Origin of the sequence: Hymenobacter mucosus, assembly GCF_900188255.1 — a bacterium.
GTDB classification, from domain to species: domain Bacteria; phylum Bacteroidota; class Bacteroidia; order Cytophagales; family Hymenobacteraceae; genus Hymenobacter; species Hymenobacter mucosus.
In genome coordinates, this window is the sequence record NZ_FZNS01000003.1 from 154,763 (window position 1) to 176,781 (window position 22,019).

A 22,019-nucleotide genomic window follows, 5' to 3' on the forward strand; every position below is an offset into this window, starting at 1 on the left:
GCGTGACAAAGGACTTTTCAGCGGTGCTGGTTGGGCCAGGGTTTTAGGTAGGCTAGACGCATGCCTACCCTGGGTGCTTTCACACCAGCTCTCGGGAGCATTGGCCGTTTCTACTGGTAGTTACCCCAGCTGCTTTTCGTAGCAGAAGAAACGCAGACCCGGACGAAAAGCCAGGGTGATTTCGCCGGCGAAACGGTAACCTAACTTGGGAAATAGCCGCTGGGTAGCCGCATTTTCCGAGTTCGTGTCAACGCGTAGCATTCTTAGCCCTTGCTCCGCCGCTAGCACCTCGGCTTGCTGTAGCAGGGCGGCCGCTAGGCCGTGGCCCTGGGCGCTTGGGTCTACTGCCAGGCGGTGGGTAACTAGTGCCGGCTCCGTGGCATCCCAGTCGGCCTGCGCGTATTCAGGGTCCTGGTCGTTGTGCGTGAGGGCGCCAAGGGCAGCTACCCGGCCATCTAACTCAGCCACCCACAAATGACCTTGGGCAATGTCGCGCCGGAAAACTTCCTCGTTGGGGTAGTCCGTCGTCCACTGGTGGTTGCCACTGGCTTGCATCAGTGGCACCACGCGGCGCACAATGCTTAGAATGGCGGGGATATCAGCGGCAGTGGCAAGGCGGAGTAAGGTCGGCATGGCAAACACGGGAAGGGTGAAAGGGTAGCAAAAAAAGAACGCGCCGAAGCGCGTTCCTACTCAGCAGGTGAAAAGCTCGGGTGATTTTCAGGTACTACCCGCGGCGCAACACCTCGGCGGCTTCTTTGGCAAAGTAAGTTAGGATAGCATCGGCGCCCGCCCGCTTAATGCTGGTAAGCACTTCCATCATGGCCTTTTCGCCGTCGATCCAACCGTTTTGGGCGGCGGCTTTCACCATAGCATACTCACCGGAAATATTGTAGGCCGTTACGGGCAACTGGGTGTTGTCGCGCACTTCCCGAATGATATCAAGGTAGCTCAGGGCTGGCTTGATCATAACCATATCCGCACCTTCGGCCTCATCAAGAGCTAGCTCACGCAGGGCCTCCCGCCGGTTGGCGTAATTCATCTGGTAGGTTTTCTTGTCGCCGCGCTTAGGTGCCGAGTCGAGTGCGTCGCGGAAGGGACCGTAGAAAGCCGAGGCGTACTTGGCCGTGTAGCTCATGATGCTCACGTTGGAAAAGCCGTTGCTGTCGAGAACGTCACGAATCCAGGCTACGCGCCCGTCCATCATATCCGAAGGCCCAATGATGTCGGCCCCCGCGCGAGCTTGTGCCAATGCCATCTGACCCAGCACTTCCAAAGAAGCATCATTAAGAATCTCGCCCGACTCAGCGTCTACAATTCCGTCGTGCCCGTCGGAGGAGTAAGGGTCCATGGCCACGTCAGTCATGAGCACCACGTCGGGAAACTGGCGCTTGATTTCGGCTACCGTCTTGAGGTAGAGGCCCTCCGGGTTGGCCGACTCCTTGGCTAAGCGGTCCTTCAGCGCATCATTGATGGCTGGAAATGGCGCGAAGCTGTTGATGCCCAACTCCACGCAACGCCCAATTTCATCAATAATTCGGTCGGGAGTGAAACGGTGAATACCCGGCATCGAGTGAATTTCCAGTTGCTGGTTCTGGCCTTCGATGAGAAAAATAGGGTAAATGAAATCGTGCGTGGTAATGCGCGTTTCCTGCACCATGTCGCGGATAACCTGAGACTTGCGGTTGCGGCGCGGGCGGTGCGTAGGGACAGTAGGCATAAGCTGCTTTCGATTGGTAAGACGGGGTAGAACAACCAAGGCAAAGGTAAGGTTGCGGAAATTGCTATTGAGTACGCCCCGTAATCGTAGCCAAGCAATTGGCAGTTAGCAAGCACTGCAAACACGTACGCCGGATTGCCCCGTGTAAGAGGAGCAACCCGGCGTACGGCGGTGTGTGAAAATCCGGAGCGAGGTAAAAACTAAACGGCCTTCTGTATGTAGGGGAGTGGCTTGCTATTGGTGGTAGCTGAAGCTGGCTGCTTCGGCTGTACTCATCACTACCCGGGTACCCTGGGGCCCCTGCGAATCGTGCATCAGTACCACAGTCGTAGCGCTGGTGTCGTGGCTGCCCATAGACAGTACCGACTGAAACGGCCGCGGAGCCAATACCGAGCGGGTGGTCTGGCAGCTAGCCAGCATCGATACTACACCGCAAAACAGAAGCAGACGACGAGCACGCATAACGATTGGGATTGAGGTAGAGGTGATGATACAAAAGTATAGTCCCTCAGTACCCGCCGCTGCCTAACTCGGTCAACCCAGCAGCCCGCGCTGTCAGTCGAGCTGTTTCGTCGGTTAGCGGCTCCAAAACCTAAGCAGATGCGCACCCTACTGCCTCTGAAGGGCCGTGTTTACATGTTGAAGAACTCCTGGAATACCTCAAGCCACGCGTGCTTGCCACCGATGCCAACCCCCAGGAAGTAGTACCCAAAGAGCACAACCAGGGCTCCTACGCCAAAGCCCAACCAACCGCCCAGCACCACGCCCGCCGTGATGCCCGCCACCACTAGCAGCGCCCCTAGCACAAAGGCACCTTCGTTTTCCAGCAGCGCCTTCCGCGGGCGGCTAAACTGCCGAGGTGGAGGCGTAACTACCGTAGGACGAACGCTCCGATGAGCCGCCGTGGTGTTATGCTTTCTTGGATGAAATGCCGCTAGGTGCCGGGCCGCCGGGCGCGCCCCCGCACGTGCACTACTTGCCACCGGGCTGGTAGCGGGAGCTTCTTCTACCTGGAGTGGTTTTACTGGACTAGTGACTGGTGTGGGTTCGGTAACTGTAGTAGCGGCCGTAGCAGTGCGAGGTTGGCTAAACTGGAAGGCTACTCGCTCACTCCGACAACTGGCCAGGGCTACAACGCAGAGGGCTAGGTAGTACTTCCGAAACATCATCGTCATGGGTAAAAAATGAGCGGGCTGCCCAAGGTAGGGAAGTCCGCTCGTTTGGTAAGTAAAAGCACTGTTTCAGTGCCTAAAAGGCCATAATTACTTCCTCAATCACGTCGCACACCTCATGCAACTGCTCTTCGGTGATGACCAGCGGCGGCGCAAAGCGAATGATGTCGCCGTGAGTTGGCTTGGCTAGCACGCCACGCTCCATCAAGCTCACGCACACGTCCCAGGCGGTGCGGCCATCAACGTGGGGATTAATTACAACGGCATTGAGTAAGCCCTTGCCCCGCACCTCTTCTACTACCTCTGGGCGCTTGGCCTGCACGCGGCGCATCCGCTCCCGGAATACCTCGCCTAAAACCCGAGCGTTGGCCGTCAGCTTCTCATCTAGCAACACGTCTAGGGCGGCGCGCAGTACTACGCTGGCCAGCGGGTTGCCGCCGAAGGTAGACCCATGCTGGCCCGGCTGAATAGTCAGCATGATTTCGTTGCGGGCTAGCACGGCCGATACGGGCAGTACTCCCCCGCTTAAGGCTTTGCCCAGGATAAGAATGTCGGCGTGCACCCCTTCGTAGCACACCGCCAGCAGTTCGCCGGTGCGGCCCAGCCCGGTTTGAATCTCATCGGCTATAAAGAGCACTTTGTGGTCTTTGCACAAGGCGGCGGCCTTGGCTAAGTAGCCATCGGCGGGCACCATCACGCCGGCTTCCCCCTGAATGGGCTCTACTAGGAAGCCGCATACATGCGGGTCTTTCAAGGCTTCTTCCAGCGCCTCCAGGTCGTTGTAGGGTACTACCTGGTAGCCAGGGTTATACGGGCCGAATCCACCGGTAGAGTCGGGGTCGGTGGAGAAGGAGATGATGCCCGTGGTGCGGCCGTGAAAATTGTGCTCGGCCACGAGGATCAGCGCCTGGTTTGGGGCAATGCCTTTCTCTTGATAGCCCCACTTGCGCGCCAGCTTCAGCGCTGTCTCTACGGCCTCGGCCCCGGAGTTCATTAGCAGCGCCTTATCGTAGTTAAACAACTCACACAATTGCTTTTCTGCTGCTCCCAGTTGGTCGTTGAAAAAGGCACGACTGGTGAGCGTGAGTTTCTGGGCTTGCTCGGTAAGGGCCCCAATGATACGGGGGTGGCAGTGGCCCTGGTTTACAGCCGAGTAAGCCGAAAGAAAATCGTAGTAATGCTTGCCATCCACGTCCCAAAGATGCACACCTTCGCCGCGGCTCAGCACCACGGGCAGGGGGTGGTAGTTATGAGCGCCATACTGGTCTTCTAAAGCCATTAGCTCCTGGCTGCGGCTGTGCTGAGCGGTAGGGGAAGTGGGCTGCATGATACAGGGAAGGAAAAGGTGGAATACTGGGTGGAGTTCAAAACTACGCAAAAACGCTAGGGTAGGGTAAGCCACCACGAATTGCTAACTCGACAATAACAAGGGGAAGGGTATAGCTCGTACGTGTTTATAAATTATTGTGAAACAATGTGTTGTAGTGTCGAGCTTCCTGCCTCGCGCTAGTGCTCAGCTTCCTCCTACGTGTTTATGGCTTCTCAATCTTTTTACGGCCGGCATCCGGTCGTAACCTTCCTCTTGCTAGCCTTGGCCCTGCTACTCGCAGGAGCTGCCTTCCTGTACTTCAGAACCGACAAAGGCAAAGAGCTGCTGCCAACTCTAGAAAACGCCTCACTCAACGTCAACAACATCACATCTAGCACCTTAAAGGCCCAGATGAAGGTAGACTTGCGCAACCAGATGCCCGTTACCCTTCGCATTGATAGTCTGAGCTACGTAACCCGAGTTGATGGCGAGTTGCTAACCAAGGGAGCCAAAGACCGCCCAACCGTCTTGCAAGGCGACTCCGTATCGCACCTGACCCTACCCGTTTCGGTGCAGCTAGACAACCTGAAGCGTAAGGTGCGCACAAGCCAACAGGATTGCGTGGATGTAGAAATGGTGATGAACCTCTATACCCGTTTGCCGGTGGCCGGGCCACAGAAAATTCCGGTGCGCGTTACCAAGCGCGTCTACATCCCGAAACTACCCAAGATTGAAGTAGCCGACGTAGATGTGAAGGACCTAGGTCTGAAAAATGGGGAAGCCATTGTGAGCCTGCGGGTAATCAACTACAACCCCTTTCCGGTTACGGTACGGCGAGTTTCCTACACCTTCCGCGTCAGTGATGATATGGAAGTGAAAGGCGTGGAAACCAAGGATGTGACTTTCCGCAAACGAGGAGCTGAACTGATGCCTATTCACGTGCACTTCGAGCCGAAAGCCATGCCCAAAGTGGCCTTTAAGGGGTTATTTAAAGCAGCCAAGACGCCTTACACTCTTACTGGCTCAGCTACTATTGCCGCCGGTGAGCACAATCCTAAGGATATGACTATGAACTTCAACAGCTCTGGCTCGCTTAAAGACTTGAAAGAGGTAGTGAAGAAGGAAAAGAATAAGGAGTAATTGCCAGAAGCTAGGGCAGGGCCTAGTCTTCTAGGGAAGCCAAACGGTCTTCTAACTCCAGAAACTTGCCAAGGTAATTACCCTCCTCCGCGCCATCGGGGCGGAGCACCAGCCAGTCTAGCACAGCAGGCTCATCGAAATCTACGGGGTCGGTAGCGGTGGTGGCCCGGCCATCGGCAGTGGTGCGCACAATTCGGCCGCTGATATGGTTGCCCTGCCACGTATCCACTGCCACCAGCACTGGTTCGGGGGCTGCTACTTCGTTAAGCACGCGGGCCGTGAGGTAAAGGTTGGTGCCGGCGGGTAGCCCCCGCTGGTAGCGCTGCCGAGCTTGGCTGAGGGTACGGCGGGCCTCTTTCACGGGTAGATCAGGCAGCGCCTTCCGCGGTTGGGCTAGTTGTAATACCAAGGCCGACAGCGCCGCTGAGGATTGCGACTGTGGGGCCAGGGCCGCGCCCGATAGCGTGGCAGCCAATAAAAGGGGTAGGGAGTAGCGCATAGCAGTAAGCAAAATGGCTGGCGCCTGCAAATAGTCGCCCTTCCAGGAAGATACAATGGAATGCCCAAACAAGTTTTCAACTGGTCCGGGCGGCACCTCCTTCGTACCTTGCTGCTTCATTTGTCTTGCCTACCGTGCCGCGCCCCACCCCGCAACCCCTCCAACCCGGTGACTACTACTTCACTCCCGAAGGGTTCATGGTATTTACGGAACAGTATCATCTGCGGCGAGGCTCTTGCTGCGGTAGTGGCTGTCGGCACTGCCCCTGGCGCAGTGGTCAACATAAAAAGAAGTTGCCTGACGAGCCGGAACAGGGCTAACCCGCTATTTTTCAGCCGTTCGGTTTGCTTCTATCGAAATACTTCGGATATTTGCGTCCCTTTTTCCAGCATTGAAACCTTAAGCTCCTGATACCATGGCCCGAGTTTGTGATCTGACCGGCAAGCGTACCCGCGTAGGCAACAACGTGTCGCACGCCAATAACAAGACCAAGCGCAAGTTCTACCCGAACCTGCAGAAGAAGCGTTTCTACATCCCCGAAGAGGATGCTTGGGTTACGCTGAAAGTTGCTGCCAGCACTATCCGCACCATCAACAAGAACGGCATCATGTCGGTCCTGAAGAAGGCTAAGGAGCAGGGCTTCATCGTTTACTAGCTTTTAGACAAGCTGTAAAAATGTAGCGCGAAGCTTCCGCTTAGCGCATCAAGCAGGTTTTCTACTCGGAAAACTTGGGCGATGTGCAGAGCGGAAGCTTCGCGCTACGTGCGTTTACCAGTCCTGGTACGCGGGTACTGGCGTTGTACTCTGTGGTTGATAAGTGACTACTGGCGCAACGCTGCCGGTTGCGCGCGGTCTTTGTCCTGTTATGCTTCAACTGCTTCCAACTCTTGCCTGCCGGCAACTCCTGCCCGCCCTGCTATTCACTAGTTTGCTGGGGACAGGGATGTCCGCTTCAGCGCAAGCCCCGCGCGCCGCTGGCCCCGACCGCCCCGCTGATTTCTTGGCCCCAGCCTTTCATAAGCAGCGTCGTGAGCTGGTGCGCCAAGCTCTGTCCCCTGGTTCCGTGGCCGTGCTATTCGCCGCCCCCGTCCGCAACCGGGCCAACGATGTAGACTTCACTTACCACCAGCACCCCGACTTTTACTATCTGACGGGGTATGAAGAGCCGGGGGCCGTGCTAGTGCTGTTCAAGGAGCCCCAGTCCATCAATGGGCAGGCGGGTGTAACGGAAGCCCTGTTTGTGCAGCCACGTGACCCCAAAGCCGAGCAGTGGATGGGGCGTCGGTTGGGCAAAGAAGGTGTGCAACAGCAATTGCAGCTCCAGTACGTGGCCGATAACAAGAATTTCCTGAAGTCGGGTATCAAATGGGCAGGCTTTAGCCAGGTTCACTTCCTGCCCCTACCAACCGACGTTCGCAACGACGCCCAAGACCCCGCTGATCTCTACGATTTAGTAGCCGCGTTCCGGGAGCAGGCTGCTATTCCGTCGAACTTCGATCCAAGCCTTGCCCAAGCCTACAAGCTTATTCAGCAGTACGGCCTTGCGGGGGCAGATCGGCTGCAAGCTTACCTTACGGGTATGGGTAGTGCCGTCGTACAAGACCCGTACGTGCAGGCTTACCTTGCTGCCAAAACGGAAGCCCAGCGGAAAAAGGCTATTGCCGACAAGCCCAGCAGCCGATTTGATACGGCGCTTTTGGATGAAACGCTGGACCGATTGCGCGAGGTGAAAACTACGGAAGAGCTTGCCCTACTACGGCGGGCCGTTCGCATCAGTGCCGTGGGGCAGCAGGAAGTGATGAAACACCTGCGGCCCGACATGGGAGAGATGGAAGTGCAGGGCTTGCACGAGTACATATACAAGAAGTACGGCGCCGAATTTGAAGGCTACCCCAGCATTGTGGGCGCTGGCAACAATGGCTGTATTCTGCACTACACGCAAAACGACAAGCCCCAGGTAAAAAATGACTTGCTGCTCATGGATTGCGGGGCCGAATACCACGGCTACACTGCCGATGTCACCCGCACCATACCGCCCTCCGGCAAGTTTAGCCCCGCTCAACGCCAGATTTACGAGCTGGTGTTAGCCGCCCAAGAGGCCGGTTTTGCGGCCTGCAAACCCGGCGCCGAGTTTCAGGCACCTAACGCCGCTGCGCAGCAGGTAGTGGCCCAAGGCCTTATCAAGCTCGGCATCATCACGAAGAGTGATGAAGCCCGCCGCTATTTTCCCCACGGTACCAGCCACTACCTGGGCCTCGACGTGCACGACCGGGGTAGCAATGGTGCGCTCACGGCTGGCAACGTTATTACGGTGGAGCCTGGCATCTACATTCCGGAGGGCAGCCCCTGCGACAAGAAGTGGTGGAATATTGGCGTACGTATTGAGGATGATATACTAATAACTACAAACGGCTATGAGAATCTGTCGCGCGAGGCGCCGCGTACGGTGGCAGAGGTAGAAGCTATGATGGCTAAAACCAGTGTCTTAGACAACTTTAAGCTGCCCGATTTGCGTTAAATACACCACCCACAAATTTTTATTTGAGCCGTTACGCAGAGTGCATAGTAGCTTGTAGGGTCGTCAAAAGAACTTTTGCTGGGTATTAGATTAGGGGAATACTAAATAACAGTCCATTAACTGTTTGACAATTCCCAAAAGCATTGTACCTTTGCAGTCCTTAATCCCAAACCCCCGTCGAGATGGCTAAAAAAGGCAACCGGGTGCAGGTAATCCTTGAATGCACTGAGCATAAGAACTCGGGGCAGCCGGGCACCTCGCGCTACATCACCACCAAGAACCGTAAGAACACTCCTGAGCGCATCGAGCTGAAGAAGTTCAACCCCGTGCTCAAGAAGATGACCGTTCACAAGGAAATCAAGTAATCTGAGCAATGGCTAAGAAAGTAGTAGCAACCCTGAAAACCGCTACCGGCAAGGACTGGGCGAAAGTCATCCGTGCCGTGAAATCGGAGAAAACTGGCGCTTACACCTTCAAGGAAGAGATGGTGCCCGTTGATAAAGTGCAGGAGTACATCGCCACTGGCGTTAAGTAATCTCTGGCCTTTGTGGCAACCGAATTGAAGTGAAGAAGTCCCGCCAGCGTGGGACTTTTTTGCGTTGTATCTAGCACGACATACCTGGTGCGTGCCCCGGTGAACGGCTAGCGCTCCAGCGCTCAGCCACAAGCCGTTCAACCTCAGCATTGACGCGCTAGGCTGGAGCTGCGCGCAACATCCTCACCGCATGGGACTTTTCGATTTTTTCAAGAAGGACAAGGAAAGCAAGGAGCAACAGCAGGCCCTTGATGAAGGCCTGCAGAAAACCAAAACCAGCTTCTTTGATCAGCTCAGCAAGGCCGTAGTAGGCAAAAGCACGGTAGACGAAGCCGTGCTTGATGACTTAGAAACCTTGCTAGTGCACGCCGATGTGGGCATTGATACCACGGTGAAGGTTATTGACCGCATTGAGAAGCGGGTAGCTCGCGACAAGTACGTGAGCACCTCGGAACTGGACCGCATCTTGCGCGAAGAAATAGCCGACCTGCTAGACCGTAACAGCGGTGCCACTGGCTCCCGCGCCATCCTCGACCGAGCGGATAACACCGGTCAGCCCTTTGTGATAATGGTGGTGGGGGTAAACGGCGTGGGCAAAACCACAACCATTGGTAAGCTAGCCCACCGTTTCCATTCGGCGGGCAAGAAAGTAGTGCTGGGGGCCGCCGATACATTCCGTGCTGCTGCAGTTGACCAGCTGATCATTTGGGGCCAGCGGGTAGGCGTACCAGTCATTTCGCACGGGATGAACACTGACCCCGCCTCCGTGGCTTACGATGCCGTGCGGAAGGGAGTGGAGATGCAAGCCGATGTAGTAATTATTGACACGGCCGGCCGTTTGCACAACAAAGTGAACCTAATGAATGAGTTGAGCAAGATCAAGCGGGTGATGCAGAAGGTGATTCCCGATGCGCCCCACGAGGTGTTGCTGGTGCTCGACGGTAGTACTGGTCAGAATGCTTTCCTACAGGCCAAGGAGTTTACCAAAGCCACCGAAGTATCGGCGCTGGCCATTACCAAGCTCGACGGCACGGCCAAGGGTGGGGTGGTTATCGGCATCTCAGACCAGCTTCAGGTACCGGTGCGCTACATCGGGGTAGGGGAGAAAATGACCGATTTACAGCTATTTGATCGGCACACGTTCGTAAACTCCCTGTTCAAGAAGTAAGCTGTAACGTATACAGAACAATAAATGCCCTGCTGGATTACTCCGGCGGGGCATTTGTGTATGAGCCGCCTAGTAATAGATGGTGATGAGGAAGCTAGCTGCTCTTGTTGCTAATGGGGCACGTGGCAGGGGGCTTAGTGGTAAAAGGAACATTCACCCTAGGAAAAGGTGTTGCCGGATTCGTACCTTTGCGGTCCGATTTTCGTCGCAGGCCGTAGCGGGCAAGTTTCTCACTTCTAAGAAATTGCCCGGCCGCCTGCCTACCCAATCCAGCATGAAAGTAAGAAGCCAACAGGCTAATAAAGTCAACGTCATCACCCTGGGCTGTTCCAAAAACATCGTCGATTCGGAGGTGTTGATGGGGCAGCTCCGCGCCAACCAGTTTCAGGTGACGCACGAAGCCGAGCAAAGCGACGCCAACATCGTCATTATCAACACGTGCGGCTTCATTGATAACGCCAAGCAGGAAAGCATTGATACCATCCTGCGCTACGCCGATGAAAAAGAGGCGGGCCGCTTGGAGAAATTGTACGTGACGGGCTGCCTTTCCCAGCGCTACAAGGACGACCTGGAGCAGGAGATTCCGCAGGTCGATGCTTACTTCGGCACCCTGGAGCTGCCTCAGTTAATGAAGAAGCTGGAGGCCGACTATAAGCACGAACTGGTGGGGGAGCGTTTGCTAACGACACCTTCGCACTATGCTTACTTTAAGATTGCGGAAGGGTGCAACCGCCCTTGCTCCTTCTGCGCTATTCCGCTCATGCGTGGCAAGCACGTCGACCGGCCTATCGAAGACTTAGTAAGGGAGGCGAAACGTCTGGCCTCCATGGGTACGAAGGAGCTGATTCTCATTGCTCAGGACCTGACGTACTACGGCTTGCAACACTATGGCGAGCGGAAGCTGGCCGACCTGATGCGTTACTTGTCCGACGTGCCCGGCATCGACTGGATTCGGTTGCAGTACGCGTATCCTTCGCAGTTTCCCATGGATGCGCTGGATGTGATGAACGAGCGCGCCAATATCTGCAAGTACTTGGATATGCCGTTGCAGCATATTTCAGATAACATGCTGAAAACTATGCGTCGCGGTATTTCCAAGCGCCGCACCATTGAGCTGGTAGATACTATCCGCCAGCGGGTACCCGATATTGCTTTGCGCACCACGCTGATTGCTGGCCATCCTGGCGAGACTCAGCAAGATTTTGAGGAACTCTACCGGTTCGTGGAGGACACCCGCTTCGACCGTTTGGGCATCTTCAATTACTCGCACGAAGACAACACGCATTCCTTCACACTGGAAGACAATGTGCCCGCCGATGTAAAGCAGGACCGCGCCGACCAGATTATGGAGTTGCAACAGGGTATTTCGATGGAGTTGAACGAGGAGCGAGTAGGCCAGATTCACAAGGTGCTCTTTGATCGGAAGGAAAGCGGCTACTTTGTGGGCCGTACTCAGTTTGACTCGCCGGAAGTAGACAACGAAGTGCTGGTGCCAGCCACTAAAGACACGTTTGTGCGCCTCGGTGACTTCGCGCAGGTGCAGATTACGGAAGCTTCCGATTTCGACCTGTACGGCAAACTAGTGTAGGACCGACCAACCACGTATTTATCTAGCTCAAATGCCCACGTTCCGTACTCAGGAGCGTGGGCATTTGAAGTTTATAGCAAGTACGCTGCCTTGAGCAGCTTCAACTCATGCTCAGCCCATCCCGGCCGCTCCCACCGCGGCATATAGCTAGTCCGCTGTTGCAGCAGTATTCTCATCTATGTCCCGGTGGTGGGGAGGGAGCCGTGTAGATTCGTTTTTGACATCGGTGTCAGGTAAGAGAGTACACTTTCGGGCAGTGCTATAATGGCTTGGCAAGCAACTCGAAAGGTATATTTGGGTACAAGCGGCAGTAACAAGCCGCCGGCCAGCAGCCCCAAAGGCAGCAGTCGGGATAAGAAAAGCACGAGTAGGAAGCCCCCAGATGTGAAAGAAATAGCCCAGAGAATTGGGCGCGAAATAGAGAGCTAACGCCAACGGAAAAAGCAGTAATTTTCCAATACCGCCAAACGAAGGAAGTAGGTTTCGGTGCGGACGAGTGCCCTAAAACTAGCCGGCCAGTAGGGGCGCCTTAGAAGATAGAATAACGAATGTAGCTAACACCAGCAGCGCGTTTGGTGCTGTTTTATACTGTAGGGCCGCAGAAGTAACTCGGTAAAGTCAATATTTTTTGTTATGATAATTATGTGGGTGGAATTGATGTTTTTTGAGAATCACTTATAATAAAGCTCGTTGCATAGATAGGGATAACGAGTATGAGGAGATGGTAGGAACACAGGCTTTGGCACGGTTTTTTTATCGTGAGGGTCAGAGGCCAGCTGATTCGCCGGTGCGCAACGCGGCGGCTGGTTTTGCTCTTTTTCTCTCTGCCTTTTCGCCTTTCCAATATGAAATTCTTTCGCATAGCTGGCCTTCTGGCCGCTGCTGCTCTCGTTGTTTCCAGCTTTTCTGCCCAAGCTCAAATTCAGCCCCACCGTGTACCTGCCTACACGGGCAAAGCGCAGGCTCGCCCTGTTCGTTCATCTACTTCCTACTCCTCATCCTCGGCTGCTGGCGGGGCGAAAATTGGAGTTCGGGCAGGTCTTAACGTTTCTGACTGGTCGGGTGACGCCGTGAACAGCGTAATGGACCTGGCCGGATATACCAATGGTGCCGTAACCAAGGAAATGAAGCCCGGTTTCCATGCTGGTCTGTACGCTACTTTGCCGCTGGGGCCTCGCTTTGCCATTGAACCCGGCGTGTTCTACTCCGAGAAGGGTACCGTGCTCACGGGCCGTATTCCGCTAGAGCAGTTCGACTTCTTAAACGCCAGAGTGAAGGCCACGGCACGCATGGCTTACCTCGACATTCCGCTTGTAGCAAAGGCCTACCTTACGGATGGGTTCTACCTCTACGCCGGGCCCCAGGCCTCCGTGCTGCTAGCTGGTAAGGCCCGCGTGAATGCTAGTGCCCTTGGCTTCTCCGCTTTCAACCAAGACTTCGACATCAAAGAGCAATTCCGCCCAGTAGACTTTTCCGTAACGGGCGGTTTGGGTTACCAGTCTCAGTCGGGCCTAGGTGTTAGTGCTGGCTACGACTACGGATTGTCTTCCTTAGACAAGAACAACAATTTCGATGCGCAGAACCGCGTCATCAAGGCTTCTATCAACTACTCGTTCTAATCACTCTCTCCTGCTCCCCTATTCCCTGCACAAAGGCCCCACCGACTTTCGGTGGGGCTTTTGTTTTGCGTCAAACACTACGGAATAAGCACACGAGATAGTACACGCCAACTTGTGATAACGCCAGAGCAACCGGGTGAGCCACGGGCTTAGTAGTAGCTGCAACTACCGCTTGCCTGCGCCGCAGCCTGAGAAGATGCCTTACAGGCCGAATCCGGCTACCTTGGTAATTGGTCAGATGCTGAGCTAAGCTGAATTCCACACCGACTGAAAAAATATTTTACAAGGATACCACTGCGGCCGACGCACTGGTTTGAGCGTGTTGAAGCACGTGCTTTTCCGCCGTTGAAGCCGTAGCTTGCACAGGTTCCCGCGCTGCATTCCGTCATGTTTTTTCGTCGTTCCCGTCCTGCGCCTGCTGCTGAGCTATCCGATGCGGAGCTGCTGCGGCGCTACCACGCCCAAGGCGATGTGCACGACCTAGGCGCGCTTTATGAGCGCCACATGACGGAAGTACTGGCCATCACAAGGCGCTACCTGCGCGACGAGGACGATGCCAAGGATGCTGTCATGCAACTGTTTGAGCAGTTGGTGAGTAAGTTGCGTCAGCACGAGGTAGAAAACTTTGCTCCGTGGCTACACGCTACTGCCCGCAACCACTGCCTAATGGCGTTGCGGGCCCGGCAGCGGGCTGGCCCCGCGGCCGGAGGGGCGCTGGTGGTTCACTTTCCGGATGCCGCCGGTATGGAATCGGTGGTGGCTCGGCATCTGGAAACAGACGACCCCGCCGAGGCCGACCTCCACGAACAGCAGCTTCAGCAGCTAGAACATGCCTTAGCTGAACTGCCACCCGGCCAGCGACAATGCCTGGAGCTGTTCTACCTCGAAAAGAAAAGCTACCGCGACATAGCCGACCTCACGGGCTTCGACCTGAACGCGGTAAAAAGCTACATCCAAAACGGCAAGCGCAACCTGCGCCGCCACCTTCAATCAACTGCTGCCTCCAATGCGTCCCCATAACCCCACTTCTGAGCTTATGCCTTCTGCCAGCCGGCACCTGCCGGTGGAAGTGCTGCGCCGTTACGTGGCCGGGACGCTCCCACCCGCTGAGCAGCACCATGTGGAGGCCCATGCCCTAGACTGCGCCCGGTGCGCCGATATTCTGGAAGGGTTGGAGCTGCAGCCCGCTGCCGTTACTGAGGCTAGTATGGGCGACCTGCGTAGGCGTCTCGGGGCCCGTGTGGAGGAACTGGCTACTGAGTCGAAGCCTAAGCCAGCCCTGGGGCTGGCCTGGCAGCAGCTAGCGGCCGCCGCCGTTCTTTTACTTACCCTCGGGGCGGCCGTGGTGTGGTTTGCCCTGCTGCGCTTGGTTCCACTAAATACGGCCTCGCAGCCGGTAGCTGAGCAGCGGGAAGCAATTGCAACGGCTCCTATTCCATCGTCTGCTCCCGCACTGGTATTGCCAGAATCAGCGGCCAGTATTCCGGCAGTTGTGGCTGTTACGCCGGGCCCTGCTTCTGCTCCCCACGCTTTCGTGCTCCCGCGGCGCTCCGCCGGGCGCCTGAGCCGGACTCGCAAGCAGATGTCCGTGCAAGATGCTTCTGATCCTCAACCTGAATATATCGATACAGAAGAACTACGTAATTGTAGTGAGATAATGAGGATGAGCGCGCTGATGGACTCTGCCAATCCTACCTCGCCTGCTGAAGCCAAAGAGTATACCGTCGTCATCCCACCCGCCGCCATGCCCATAGCTGCTACCCCAGCAGCGGGGAAGCAAAAAATGGCGGCCGTAGCTTCGGCTGCGGCCCCAATGGTAGCGGGCACCAAGCTGGTGCAAGGGCGTATTACTGATAAAAGATCGGGAGAAGGAATGGCTGGGGCTACCATCCTAGTTGAGGGCGCTACTACGGGCACCGTAACGGCGGCCGATGGGTCGTTTAGTCTAGTTGTGCCAGCTATGGCGAAACATCTAGTCGTTAGCTCCGTGGGGTATGCTACGCAGGCAGTGCCCGTTCCGGCAGAGCCTACTAGCCTCGCACTGGCATTAGCCCCCGACTCCCGGCAACTCAGTGAGGTAGTGGTAGTGCGCCGCGATGCACCGCCTGCCCCTATGGCGGTAGGAGCCATGCCGGCCGGTGGGTATGCCAGCCTCAAGAAGTACCTGCGCGACAGCCTCGACTACCCTGAGAAAGCCCTTGAAGACCGGCAGGAAGGCAACGTAAAGCTGCGCTTCGTGGTGGGCACCGATGGCAAAGTATCGGATATCAAAGTAGTGAAGAAGCTCTCGGAGGAGTGCGACGCTGAAGCCATCCGGCTGCTGCAGGAAGGCCCCGCATGGTTTCCGGCTATTCAAAACGGCCGCCGCACCAGCCGTACCGTTGAAATCAGTGTCCCCTTTAAGATAGAGGAGCGGTAGCCAGAACGCTTTCAGTCCTCTTTCTGACGATAAAGGAAACACGAAGCCCGGGTTCTTGCTACAAGAGCCCGGGCTTCGTGTTGTAGGACCTGTCTTGGCAAGAAGCAGACACCTCACGCCTTGCAGGGTAGTATATTGCTAGCCGCTGTAGCCGCCACCGCTTTCAGGTTCGGTGGCGCTGCCGCCAGGCTCTACCTCGCGGGGGAGCTCTGGTTCGGTTTTCACTTCTACGTGGCTATAGTCGGGGGCGCCGTTGCCAGCCACGGGTACGGGTGTTTCCTCGGTGGAGGAGGGAGTAGTGGTAGCGGCAGGCTGCGCGGTGGTTGGCTTTTCGGGTTGTACAGACAGGGCGTCCGATTCGGCGTCGAAAGAGTTCGTGGGGCTCATATCACGTGGGATTACAGGTTGAGCCTGGGTATACGGGGCCGAGCCGCCTGGGGCTGGGCCAAACTCGGGCAGAATTTTGGGGTAGCGGTGCGGGGCCGTACGGCGTTGTGTACTTTTGCCCCACCTCAGGCCCGTGACTACCTCACTGGGTACTGCCGTATCTGTCACCTCATCACCTTCTCACCCTCAAGGATCATGACCCAGTTCCGTCAGGAGAAAGACACCATGGGCACCGTGCAGGTGCCGGCCGACGCCTACTACGGCGCCCAGACCCAGCGCTCCATCGACAACTTCCAGATTGCCCAGGACATCAATAAGATGCCCAAGGAAATTATCCGCGCCTTCGCCTACCTGAAGAAAGCCGCTGCCCTCACCAACCGCGACGCCGGTGTGCTCGACGCTGAAAAGGCTGAACTGATTGGCCGTGTGTGCGACGAAATCCTGGAAGGCAAGCTCGATAAGGAGTTTCCGCTGGTGGTATGGCAAACCGGCTCGGGTACCCAGAGCAACATGAACGTGAACGAGGTAGTAGCCTACCGCGGCCACGTGCTCAACGGCGGGCAGCTTTCCGACGAGAAGAAGTTCCTGGCTCCCAACGACGACGTAAACAAGTCGCAGAGCTCGAACGACACCTTCCCCACGGCCATGCACATTGCGGCCTACAAGATTCTGGTGGAAAACACCATTCCGGGCATTGAGAAGCTGCGCGACACGCTGAAGGCAAAGTCGGAGCAGTTCATGCACATCGTGAAAATTGGGCGTACCCACCTCATGGATGCTACCCCGCTCACGGTAGGGCAGGAGTTCAGCGGCTACGTTTCTCAGCTCGACCACGGCCTGCGCGCCATCAAGAACACCCTGGCTCACCTCTCTGAGCTAGCCCTGGGTGGCACGGCCGTTGGCACGGGCATCAATACGCCTCCCGGCTACTCCGAGAATGTAGCTAAGCACATTGCCGACCTGACCGGCCTGCCCTTCATCACGGCCGAAAACAAGTTTGAAGCCCTGGCTGCTCACGATGCCATTGTGGAAGCCCACGGTGCCCTAAAAACGGTAGCGGCCTCCCTGATGAAGATTGCCAACGACATTCGTCTGCTGGCTTCGGGGCCGCGTGCTGGCATCGGCGAGCTGCACATTCCTGACAATGAGCCCGGCTCCAGCATTATGCCTGGCAAAGTAAACCCCACCCAGTCGGAGGCCATGACCATGGTAGCGGCGCAGGTGATGGGCAACGACGTAGCCATCAACATCGGCGGCATGAACGGCCACTTCGAGCTAAACGTGTTTAAGCCCCTGATGATCTATAACTTCCTGCACTCCGCTCGCCTCATCGGCGACGTGTGCGTGTCGTTCAACGATAAGTGTGCGGCTGGTATCGAGCCTCTGGAAGCCAACATCAAGAAGCACGTAGATTCGTCGTTGATGCTGGTAACGGCCCTCAATCCCCACATCGGGTACTACAAAGCCGCCGAAATTGCCCAAACGGCGCACAAGAATGGCTCTACTCTGAAGGAAACGGCTCTGCAACTGGGCTACCTCACTGAGGAGCAGTTCAACGAGTGGCTCAAGCCCGAAGACATGGTTGGCGAGATTAAGAAGTAACAAGAGTAGTACCTGGCTTTCCTTCTCACCAAGGGAAGAGCGCCTGGATATTGGTACTGGTTATCGTCAACATAACCTCTGTTGCTTAGTTTACGAACAACGGGCAGCCTGCTACCATGCGGGCTGCCCGTTTCATGCCCGCGTATCCGCAATTTGAGGCGCCCTTCCGAGCCTTTTTAAAGCAAGTGCCAGCCGGTGGCCGTATCGTTGTGTTTTGTCATTTCGATGCCGATGGACTAGCGGCGGGCGCCCTCTTTGGACGGGCGCTGAATCGAATTGACCCAAGCTGGGTGGTAGAAGTAGTGCCGTCGGGTAAGGGCGAAAATGCGTTTCTTACGCCGAGTGCGCACGAGCGGCTCCTGACCCTCCAACCAGCCGCCCTTATTGTAACCGACTTGGGCGTGCATGCCCACGGCACGCTGGAGCAGTACGGAGTACCCGTGCTCTACGTCGACCACCACATTCCGGAAGGCAACCCACCAGCCGGCAGCACTGTGCTTACGGGGTACGGGCTGAACCCAGTGCCTTGCTCCGCCTGGCTTGCCTACGAGCTACTGGCCGCCGAAGCCGACGTCACCGATTTACAGTGGGTGGCGGCCATTGGCGTAGTGTCAGACCTGGGCGACCAGGCAGCGTGGGCTCCGCTGGCCGCCGTGAAAAAGCAGCACACCGCCAAGTGGCTGAAGGAAGCGGTAGCCATGTGCAATGCCGCCCGCCGGGCCGGCGAGTTTGATTTGGGGCTACCACTGCGCTACCTTCTCCACGACGATAATCCGCGCGGCTTAGCTCAGGATGAAAAGCTGGCTGGCTACCGCGCCGAGGTAGCGGCTGCCCTTGCCGCCGCCCGCAAGCTACCCCCAAAGTTTCCGCCCCAGGGCCCTGCTGCCGCCCCCGTTGCCATCGTCACCATCAATTCGCCCTGCCAAATTCATCCGCTGATTGCCCAGCAGTGGATTTCGCGCCTCTCCGACCGGGTAGTACTGTGCGCCAACCTGGGCTACCTACCCAATGGAATGGTGGCCATTTCGGGGCGGGCCGCTGGCAGCCTGCACATTCCGGACCTGTTGCGCGCCGCTTTTGCTAGAGTAGGTGCCACGCCGCCCAGCAATTTTGCCCACGGCCACCCGCAGGCCAGCGGTGGGCACCTTTCCGCCACCGAGTACGCCGTGCTGCTCCGAGGGCTGGGGTACGGTGATTAAGTAGCTGTCCGAAACACAACTACCGGTTTTTCGGGCATCTTTACGCGCACTTATGACGGGCTACCAGACTATGAATTTCACTGTCGACATCCAGCTTGAAAACGACCGGGCACTCCTGCGTCCTCTCACTGCCGCCGACGTAGATGAGCTAGAAAACCCAGCCGCCGACCCGGAAATCTGGCGCTACATGCTCAGCCGCGCCGATGACCGCGCGGGGGTAGAGGTATACGTGGCAGAGGCCCTGGCCGCCCGGGAGCAGAAGCGGCGCTACCCATTCGTCATCATTGACAAGCAAACGGGACGCGTGGCTGGCAGTACGAGCTATTACAATGTGGTTGCTGAAGACGGACGCCTGAGTATTGGCTACACCTGGATTGGGCGCGACTTCCAGCGCACGGGCCTCAACCGGGCCGCCAAGCACCTGCTATTGCAGTATGCTTTCGACGAGCTAGGCTGCGAGCGGGTAGAACTGGAAACGGATGCCCGCAACCAGAAGTCGCAGAACGCAATGCGGCAGATGGGCGCCACTGAGGAAGGTACGTTGCGCAGCCACCGGCTCACACAGGGCGGCATCCGGCGCGACACGGTCATTTTTAGCATCATTCGTTCTGAGTGGCCCGCGTTGCGGCAACGGGTATTCGGCGCATTCGACCAGCACGCCCGTGGCTGAACCTACCCCTCCACCACCCCGCCGGTTTCCGGCCCTCATGCGCCAACGGGCGGCCAGCTTTGGCTACGCGTTTCAGGGAGTAGTGGCAGCCTTGCGCACCGAAGTGCACCTCTGGTTTCATGCCGCGGCCACGGTAGTGGTCATTGGGCTGGGCCTGTATTTCGGGCTGGCTCGGTGGGAGTGGGCCGCAGTAGCTTTGGCCGTGGGAGCCGTGTGGTGCGCCGAGCTAGTAAATACCGCCATTGAAGCCGTGGTAAACTTAGTGTCGCCGGAATATCACCCACTGGCAGGGCGAGCCAAGGATGTAGCCGCTGGGGCCGTGCTGATGATGGCCTTGGCTGCATTGGTAGTGGGCCTTCTGATTTTTGGGCCGCGCGTGTGGGCGCTTTTTTAGCTTCTACTGTTGGCTTGCATACCGATGAGCCAACTCCGCTCGGTAGACTGCGTAACCAGGGTTTGTGTGCATATTTGCCGCCCCTATGCCCCCAGGCGACGGGAAACTCTACCCACCTTACCCATGCGTCTGCCTTTACTCCTGGCTGCCCCCGCCGTAGCCCTGCTGCTGCACACCACTGCTTGCCAGCGCAGTGTAGCCGTAACTACGCCCACCGACGCACCCCAAACGGGACTGGCCGGCAGCAGTGTTTCCACTCCTTTTCCTACTAGTACCAACACGGTAGAGCCATCTCCCCAAGCCGCTCCCGCCGACTTCGACGAGAAGAAACGGCCGCAATGGTTGCAGGCACGCATTGAGGAGCATCTCAAGGAGAAAAAGCAAAACCCGCCTATTCAAATCATGAGTTACCAGTACAAAGGCAACACGGTGTACTTTGAATCGGCGCCCTGTTGCGACCAGTTTACAACCCTTTACGATGCCAGCGGCAAGGTGCTCTGCCACCCCGACGGTGGCCTAACTGGCCGCGGCGACGGTAACTGCGCCGACTTTGCTAAAACCCGAACCGAGGAGCGCCTTGTGTGGCAAGACCCCCGCTAACCTGTTTCTTTGACGAGAAGGAAGGGTAGCTCGCCTCGGCAGTTCACCCGGTCCTTCCTCATATTCTTTTTTCCTATGATCAACACCATTGAAAAGTTGGGCGCCTACACCGTGTGGGCCAACGAAACCCTGCTCAACCACCTCGACAGCTTAGTTGCCGGCGGAGCTACCATTCCAAGTAGCGCCCTGCGGCTGTTTAGCCACGTACTCAATGCGCAAGCCATTTGGCTGGGCCGCATGACCAGTACCCCCAGCCCCGTGAAAGTGTGGCAGGAGCATGACCTGGCCACCCTGCACCACTGGCACGAGCAGACCTCGGATCGGTTTCACCAGTATGGTATTGATGCCGACGATGCCGAAATGCTGCGCCTGATTACGTATACCAACTCCATCGGGGAGGGCTACACCAGCCAAGTGTCCGACATTCTGACCCACGTACCCGTGCACGGCAATTACCACCGGGCCCAGGTAGCGCGCGACTTGCGTCTCAACGGCTTGGAGCCTATCAATACCGACTTCATCACCTATTGCCGCGAGCTTTCGGCAAAGGCAGAGGCGGCCGATGTGCCTAGCTTGTAGGCAGGGAGCTGCTAGAAAAATAGAAACCCTTTTCGGTTGAGTCATTGGCCACCGAAAAGGGTTTTTCGTTGTTATACGACTGCTACCTATTTAGCTACCACTCATGCCCAACACTTCTTTACCCCCCGTGCTAACGCCCGAGCACCTTGCTGGTGCTTATTCCTACGCCTCCTACCGCCAGCTGATCGACGAGCTTATGGCCGAAGGTAAGACTACCGGTACTACCCAAACGGAGGCCCTAACGGCGTATGCCCGCCTGAACATCCAGCGCATGGAGCGCCTTGATGCGAAAGCGCAACTACTACCGGAGCTTCAGGACGCACTCGATAAAATCACCCAAACCTACGAGTGGGTAATCCTTACGGAAGGCTGGTGCGGCGATGCTGCGCAGATTGTGCCCGTACTGGAAAAGATAGCCCAAGCCAGCAACGGCCGCATACGCACCTACTACCTCCTGCGCGACGAAAACCTGGACCTGATGGACCGCTACCTGACCAATGGAAGCCGGTCCATTCCCAAATTAGTAGTGCTAAACGCCGACCTACTCACGGAGGTAACTAACTGGGGCCCGCGCCCAGCATTAGCGCAAGATTTGTTTTTGGAGATGAAAGCCGCTGGTGCCACGCACGAGGAGTTTGCCGAGAAGCTCCACGGGTGGTATGCCAAGGACAAAACCGTTGCTACGCAGCATGAACTGCTAACCATTCTGCACGGATTGGCTTAGCCTGCCTGCCTGCGAGGTAGGTCAACCCAGCGCTTAACCTGCAAGACCCAGTTTCAGCCTCCACACAGCTTTAGCTTGTGTGGGGGCTGTGTGTTTATAAGAAAAGATAAAATAAGAATAGTTATACAAATAAAGAAGGCGCACCACCTCTTCTATAGGCGTATTGAGCCCTTTTA

25 protein-coding genes are annotated in these 22,019 nt (G+C 56.7%); 18 read left to right on the forward strand and 7 right to left on the reverse strand.

The annotated features are described in order from the left end of the window. Positions 1-120 precede the first annotated feature (120 nt). The 5 genes from CHB83_RS07840 to rocD all read right to left on the reverse strand — a co-directional run bounded on the left by CHB83_RS07840 (position 121) and on the right by rocD (position 4,219). Positions 121-633: a GNAT family N-acetyltransferase gene (locus CHB83_RS07840; RefSeq protein WP_089332222.1), complete on the reverse strand. Its 513-nt coding sequence runs from the start codon at positions 631-633 to the stop codon at positions 121-123. A 94-nt stretch (positions 634-727) separates the two neighbouring features. Beyond that, positions 728-1,720: a porphobilinogen synthase gene (hemB, locus tag CHB83_RS07845; protein ID WP_045689225.1), complete on the reverse strand. Its 993-nt coding sequence runs from the start codon at positions 1,718-1,720 to the stop codon at positions 728-730. 234 nt (positions 1,721-1,954) lie between these two features. Next, complete coding sequence (locus CHB83_RS07850; RefSeq protein ID WP_143437039.1) at positions 1,955-2,182, reverse strand: hypothetical protein; 228 nt, start codon at positions 2,180-2,182, stop codon at positions 1,955-1,957. Positions 2,183-2,352: 170 nt separating this feature from the next. Then, entirely contained in the window at positions 2,353-2,895 is a 543-nt protein-coding gene (locus tag CHB83_RS07855) for a hypothetical protein (protein ID WP_143437041.1), read from the reverse strand. 73 nt (positions 2,896-2,968) lie between these two features. Next, positions 2,969-4,219, reverse strand: coding sequence for an ornithine--oxo-acid transaminase (gene rocD, locus CHB83_RS07860; protein ID WP_089332224.1), 1,251 nt, complete (start codon positions 4,217-4,219; stop codon positions 2,969-2,971). A 207-nt stretch (positions 4,220-4,426) separates the two neighbouring features. Here rocD and CHB83_RS07865 point away from each other — a divergent pair, with 207 nt between their 5' ends. Continuing rightward, a complete protein-coding gene (locus CHB83_RS07865; RefSeq protein ID WP_045689228.1) occupies positions 4,427-5,341 on the forward strand; it encodes an LEA type 2 family protein in 915 nt (304 codons plus the stop codon). Positions 5,342-5,363: 22 nt separating this feature from the next. Here the strand turns inward: CHB83_RS07865 and CHB83_RS07870 are convergent, their stop codons facing one another. Then, complete coding sequence (locus tag CHB83_RS07870; protein WP_089332225.1) at positions 5,364-5,960, reverse strand: hypothetical protein; 597 nt, start codon at positions 5,958-5,960, stop codon at positions 5,364-5,366. A gap of 14 nt (positions 5,961-5,974) precedes the next feature. On the opposite strand from CHB83_RS07870, the gene CHB83_RS07875 reads away from it, so the two are divergent. The 10 genes from CHB83_RS07875 (at position 5,975) to CHB83_RS07920 (ending at position 15,688) form a co-directional block, all read left to right on the forward strand. Next, positions 5,975-6,160: a DUF5522 domain-containing protein gene (locus CHB83_RS07875; RefSeq protein WP_082455538.1), complete on the forward strand. Its 186-nt coding sequence runs from the start codon at positions 5,975-5,977 to the stop codon at positions 6,158-6,160. Between the two features lie 95 nt (positions 6,161-6,255). Further along, positions 6,256-6,495 carry a 50S ribosomal protein L28 gene (rpmB, locus tag CHB83_RS07880; RefSeq protein ID WP_045689230.1) on the forward strand — a complete coding sequence of 80 codons (240 nt, stop codon included), beginning with the start codon at positions 6,256-6,258 and terminating at the stop codon, positions 6,493-6,495. 289 nt (positions 6,496-6,784) lie between these two features. Then, a complete protein-coding gene (locus tag CHB83_RS07885) occupies positions 6,785-8,359 on the forward strand; it encodes an aminopeptidase P family protein (protein WP_089332227.1) in 1,575 nt (524 codons plus the stop codon). Between the two features lie 182 nt (positions 8,360-8,541). Beyond that, positions 8,542-8,724, forward strand: coding sequence for a 50S ribosomal protein L33 (rpmG, locus tag CHB83_RS07890; RefSeq protein ID WP_045689232.1), 183 nt, complete (start codon positions 8,542-8,544; stop codon positions 8,722-8,724). An 8-nt stretch (positions 8,725-8,732) separates the two neighbouring features. Then, positions 8,733-8,894 carry a DUF4295 domain-containing protein gene (locus CHB83_RS07895; RefSeq protein WP_072144823.1) on the forward strand — a complete coding sequence of 54 codons (162 nt, stop codon included), beginning with the start codon at positions 8,733-8,735 and terminating at the stop codon, positions 8,892-8,894. Positions 8,895-9,084: 190 nt separating this feature from the next. Next, positions 9,085-10,062, forward strand: a complete 978-nt coding sequence (gene ftsY / locus CHB83_RS07900) for a signal recognition particle-docking protein FtsY (protein ID WP_045689233.1) — start codon at positions 9,085-9,087, stop codon at positions 10,060-10,062. A 274-nt stretch (positions 10,063-10,336) separates the two neighbouring features. Then, positions 10,337-11,650, forward strand: a complete 1,314-nt coding sequence (gene rimO, locus CHB83_RS07905; RefSeq protein ID WP_089332536.1) for a 30S ribosomal protein S12 methylthiotransferase RimO — start codon at positions 10,337-10,339, stop codon at positions 11,648-11,650. Between the two features lie 845 nt (positions 11,651-12,495). After that, positions 12,496-13,269 carry a porin family protein gene (locus tag CHB83_RS07910; protein WP_089332228.1) on the forward strand — a complete coding sequence of 258 codons (774 nt, stop codon included), beginning with the start codon at positions 12,496-12,498 and terminating at the stop codon, positions 13,267-13,269. Positions 13,270-13,656: 387 nt separating this feature from the next. Next, positions 13,657-14,289, forward strand: coding sequence for an RNA polymerase sigma factor (locus tag CHB83_RS07915; RefSeq protein ID WP_089332229.1), 633 nt, complete (start codon positions 13,657-13,659; stop codon positions 14,287-14,289). Continuing rightward, on the forward strand, positions 14,276-15,688 hold the full coding sequence (locus tag CHB83_RS07920; protein ID WP_089332230.1) for a TonB family protein: 1,413 nt from the start codon (positions 14,276-14,278) through the stop codon (positions 15,686-15,688). The genes CHB83_RS07915 and CHB83_RS07920 overlap by 14 nt, the downstream gene beginning before the upstream one ends. A gap of 138 nt (positions 15,689-15,826) precedes the next feature. On the opposite strand, the gene CHB83_RS23495 is transcribed toward CHB83_RS07920, so the two are convergent. After that, the gene (locus CHB83_RS23495) at positions 15,827-16,075 is read right to left on the reverse strand and encodes a hypothetical protein (RefSeq protein ID WP_143437043.1); all 249 of its coding nucleotides are present in this window, start codon (positions 16,073-16,075) and stop codon (positions 15,827-15,829) included. 195 nt (positions 16,076-16,270) lie between these two features. Here CHB83_RS23495 and fumC point away from each other — a divergent pair, with 195 nt between their 5' ends. The 7 genes from fumC to CHB83_RS07960 all read left to right on the forward strand — a co-directional run bounded on the left by fumC (position 16,271) and on the right by CHB83_RS07960 (position 21,843). Then, entirely contained in the window at positions 16,271-17,677 is a 1,407-nt protein-coding gene (fumC, locus tag CHB83_RS07930; protein ID WP_089332231.1) for a class II fumarate hydratase, read from the forward strand. A gap of 116 nt (positions 17,678-17,793) precedes the next feature. Then, positions 17,794-18,876, forward strand: a complete 1,083-nt coding sequence (locus tag CHB83_RS07935) for a DHH family phosphoesterase (RefSeq protein ID WP_089332232.1) — start codon at positions 17,794-17,796, stop codon at positions 18,874-18,876. Between the two features lie 70 nt (positions 18,877-18,946). Beyond that, positions 18,947-19,546 (forward strand): GNAT family N-acetyltransferase, encoded by a 600-nt coding sequence (locus CHB83_RS07940; RefSeq protein WP_179225483.1) that lies wholly within the window; start codon positions 18,947-18,949, stop codon positions 19,544-19,546. Next, positions 19,539-19,940 carry a diacylglycerol kinase family protein gene (locus CHB83_RS07945; RefSeq protein ID WP_245855304.1) on the forward strand — a complete coding sequence of 134 codons (402 nt, stop codon included), beginning with the start codon at positions 19,539-19,541 and terminating at the stop codon, positions 19,938-19,940. Before CHB83_RS07940 ends, CHB83_RS07945 begins: the two co-directional genes overlap by 8 nt. A gap of 123 nt (positions 19,941-20,063) precedes the next feature. Next, the gene (locus CHB83_RS24075) at positions 20,064-20,540 is read left to right on the forward strand and encodes a DUF6970 domain-containing protein (RefSeq protein WP_245855305.1); all 477 of its coding nucleotides are present in this window, start codon (positions 20,064-20,066) and stop codon (positions 20,538-20,540) included. A 75-nt stretch (positions 20,541-20,615) separates the two neighbouring features. Continuing rightward, positions 20,616-21,119 (forward strand): DinB family protein, encoded by a 504-nt coding sequence (locus CHB83_RS07955; protein ID WP_089332235.1) that lies wholly within the window; start codon positions 20,616-20,618, stop codon positions 21,117-21,119. A 103-nt stretch (positions 21,120-21,222) separates the two neighbouring features. Further along, a complete protein-coding gene (locus CHB83_RS07960; RefSeq protein WP_089332236.1) occupies positions 21,223-21,843 on the forward strand; it encodes a thioredoxin family protein in 621 nt (206 codons plus the stop codon). The last annotated feature ends 176 nt before the right edge of the window (positions 21,844-22,019 follow it).

Excerpts from the sequence above, each read along its gene's own strand:
- CHB83_RS07840 (WP_089332222.1), bottom strand. The coding sequence starts at position 633 with ATGCCGACCTTACTCCGCCTTGCCACTGCCGCTGATATCCCCGCCATT.
- hemB (WP_045689225.1), bottom strand. The coding sequence starts at position 1,720 with ATGCCTACTGTCCCTACGCACCGCCCGCGCCGCAACCGCAAGTCTCAG.
- CHB83_RS07850 (WP_143437039.1), bottom strand. The coding sequence starts at position 2,182 with ATGCGTGCTCGTCGTCTGCTTCTGTTTTGCGGTGTAGTATCGATGCTG.
- CHB83_RS07855 (WP_143437041.1), bottom strand. The coding sequence starts at position 2,895 with ATGACGATGATGTTTCGGAAGTACTACCTAGCCCTCTGCGTTGTAGCC.
- rocD (WP_089332224.1), bottom strand. The coding sequence starts at position 4,219 with ATGCAGCCCACTTCCCCTACCGCTCAGCACAGCCGCAGCCAGGAGCTA.
- CHB83_RS07865 (WP_045689228.1), top strand. The coding sequence starts at position 4,427 with ATGGCTTCTCAATCTTTTTACGGCCGGCATCCGGTCGTAACCTTCCTC.
- CHB83_RS07870 (WP_089332225.1), bottom strand. The coding sequence starts at position 5,960 with ATGAAGCAGCAAGGTACGAAGGAGGTGCCGCCCGGACCAGTTGAAAAC.
- rpmB (WP_045689230.1), top strand. The coding sequence starts at position 6,256 with ATGGCCCGAGTTTGTGATCTGACCGGCAAGCGTACCCGCGTAGGCAAC.
- CHB83_RS07885 (WP_089332227.1), top strand. The coding sequence starts at position 6,785 with ATGTCCGCTTCAGCGCAAGCCCCGCGCGCCGCTGGCCCCGACCGCCCC.
- rpmG (WP_045689232.1), top strand. The coding sequence starts at position 8,542 with ATGGCTAAAAAAGGCAACCGGGTGCAGGTAATCCTTGAATGCACTGAG.
- CHB83_RS07895 (WP_072144823.1), top strand. The coding sequence starts at position 8,733 with ATGGCTAAGAAAGTAGTAGCAACCCTGAAAACCGCTACCGGCAAGGAC.
- ftsY (WP_045689233.1), top strand. The coding sequence starts at position 9,085 with ATGGGACTTTTCGATTTTTTCAAGAAGGACAAGGAAAGCAAGGAGCAA.
- rimO (WP_089332536.1), top strand. The coding sequence starts at position 10,337 with ATGAAAGTAAGAAGCCAACAGGCTAATAAAGTCAACGTCATCACCCTG.
- CHB83_RS07910 (WP_089332228.1), top strand. The coding sequence starts at position 12,496 with ATGAAATTCTTTCGCATAGCTGGCCTTCTGGCCGCTGCTGCTCTCGTT.
- CHB83_RS07915 (WP_089332229.1), top strand. The coding sequence starts at position 13,657 with ATGTTTTTTCGTCGTTCCCGTCCTGCGCCTGCTGCTGAGCTATCCGAT.
- CHB83_RS07920 (WP_089332230.1), top strand. The coding sequence starts at position 14,276 with ATGCGTCCCCATAACCCCACTTCTGAGCTTATGCCTTCTGCCAGCCGG.
- CHB83_RS23495 (WP_143437043.1), bottom strand. The coding sequence starts at position 16,075 with ATGAGCCCCACGAACTCTTTCGACGCCGAATCGGACGCCCTGTCTGTA.
- fumC (WP_089332231.1), top strand. The coding sequence starts at position 16,271 with ATGACCCAGTTCCGTCAGGAGAAAGACACCATGGGCACCGTGCAGGTG.
- CHB83_RS07935 (WP_089332232.1), top strand. The coding sequence starts at position 17,794 with ATGCGGGCTGCCCGTTTCATGCCCGCGTATCCGCAATTTGAGGCGCCC.
- CHB83_RS07940 (WP_179225483.1), top strand. The coding sequence starts at position 18,947 with ATGAATTTCACTGTCGACATCCAGCTTGAAAACGACCGGGCACTCCTG.
- CHB83_RS24075 (WP_245855305.1), top strand. The coding sequence starts at position 20,064 with ATGCGTCTGCCTTTACTCCTGGCTGCCCCCGCCGTAGCCCTGCTGCTG.
- CHB83_RS07955 (WP_089332235.1), top strand. The coding sequence starts at position 20,616 with ATGATCAACACCATTGAAAAGTTGGGCGCCTACACCGTGTGGGCCAAC.
- CHB83_RS07960 (WP_089332236.1), top strand. The coding sequence starts at position 21,223 with ATGCCCAACACTTCTTTACCCCCCGTGCTAACGCCCGAGCACCTTGCT.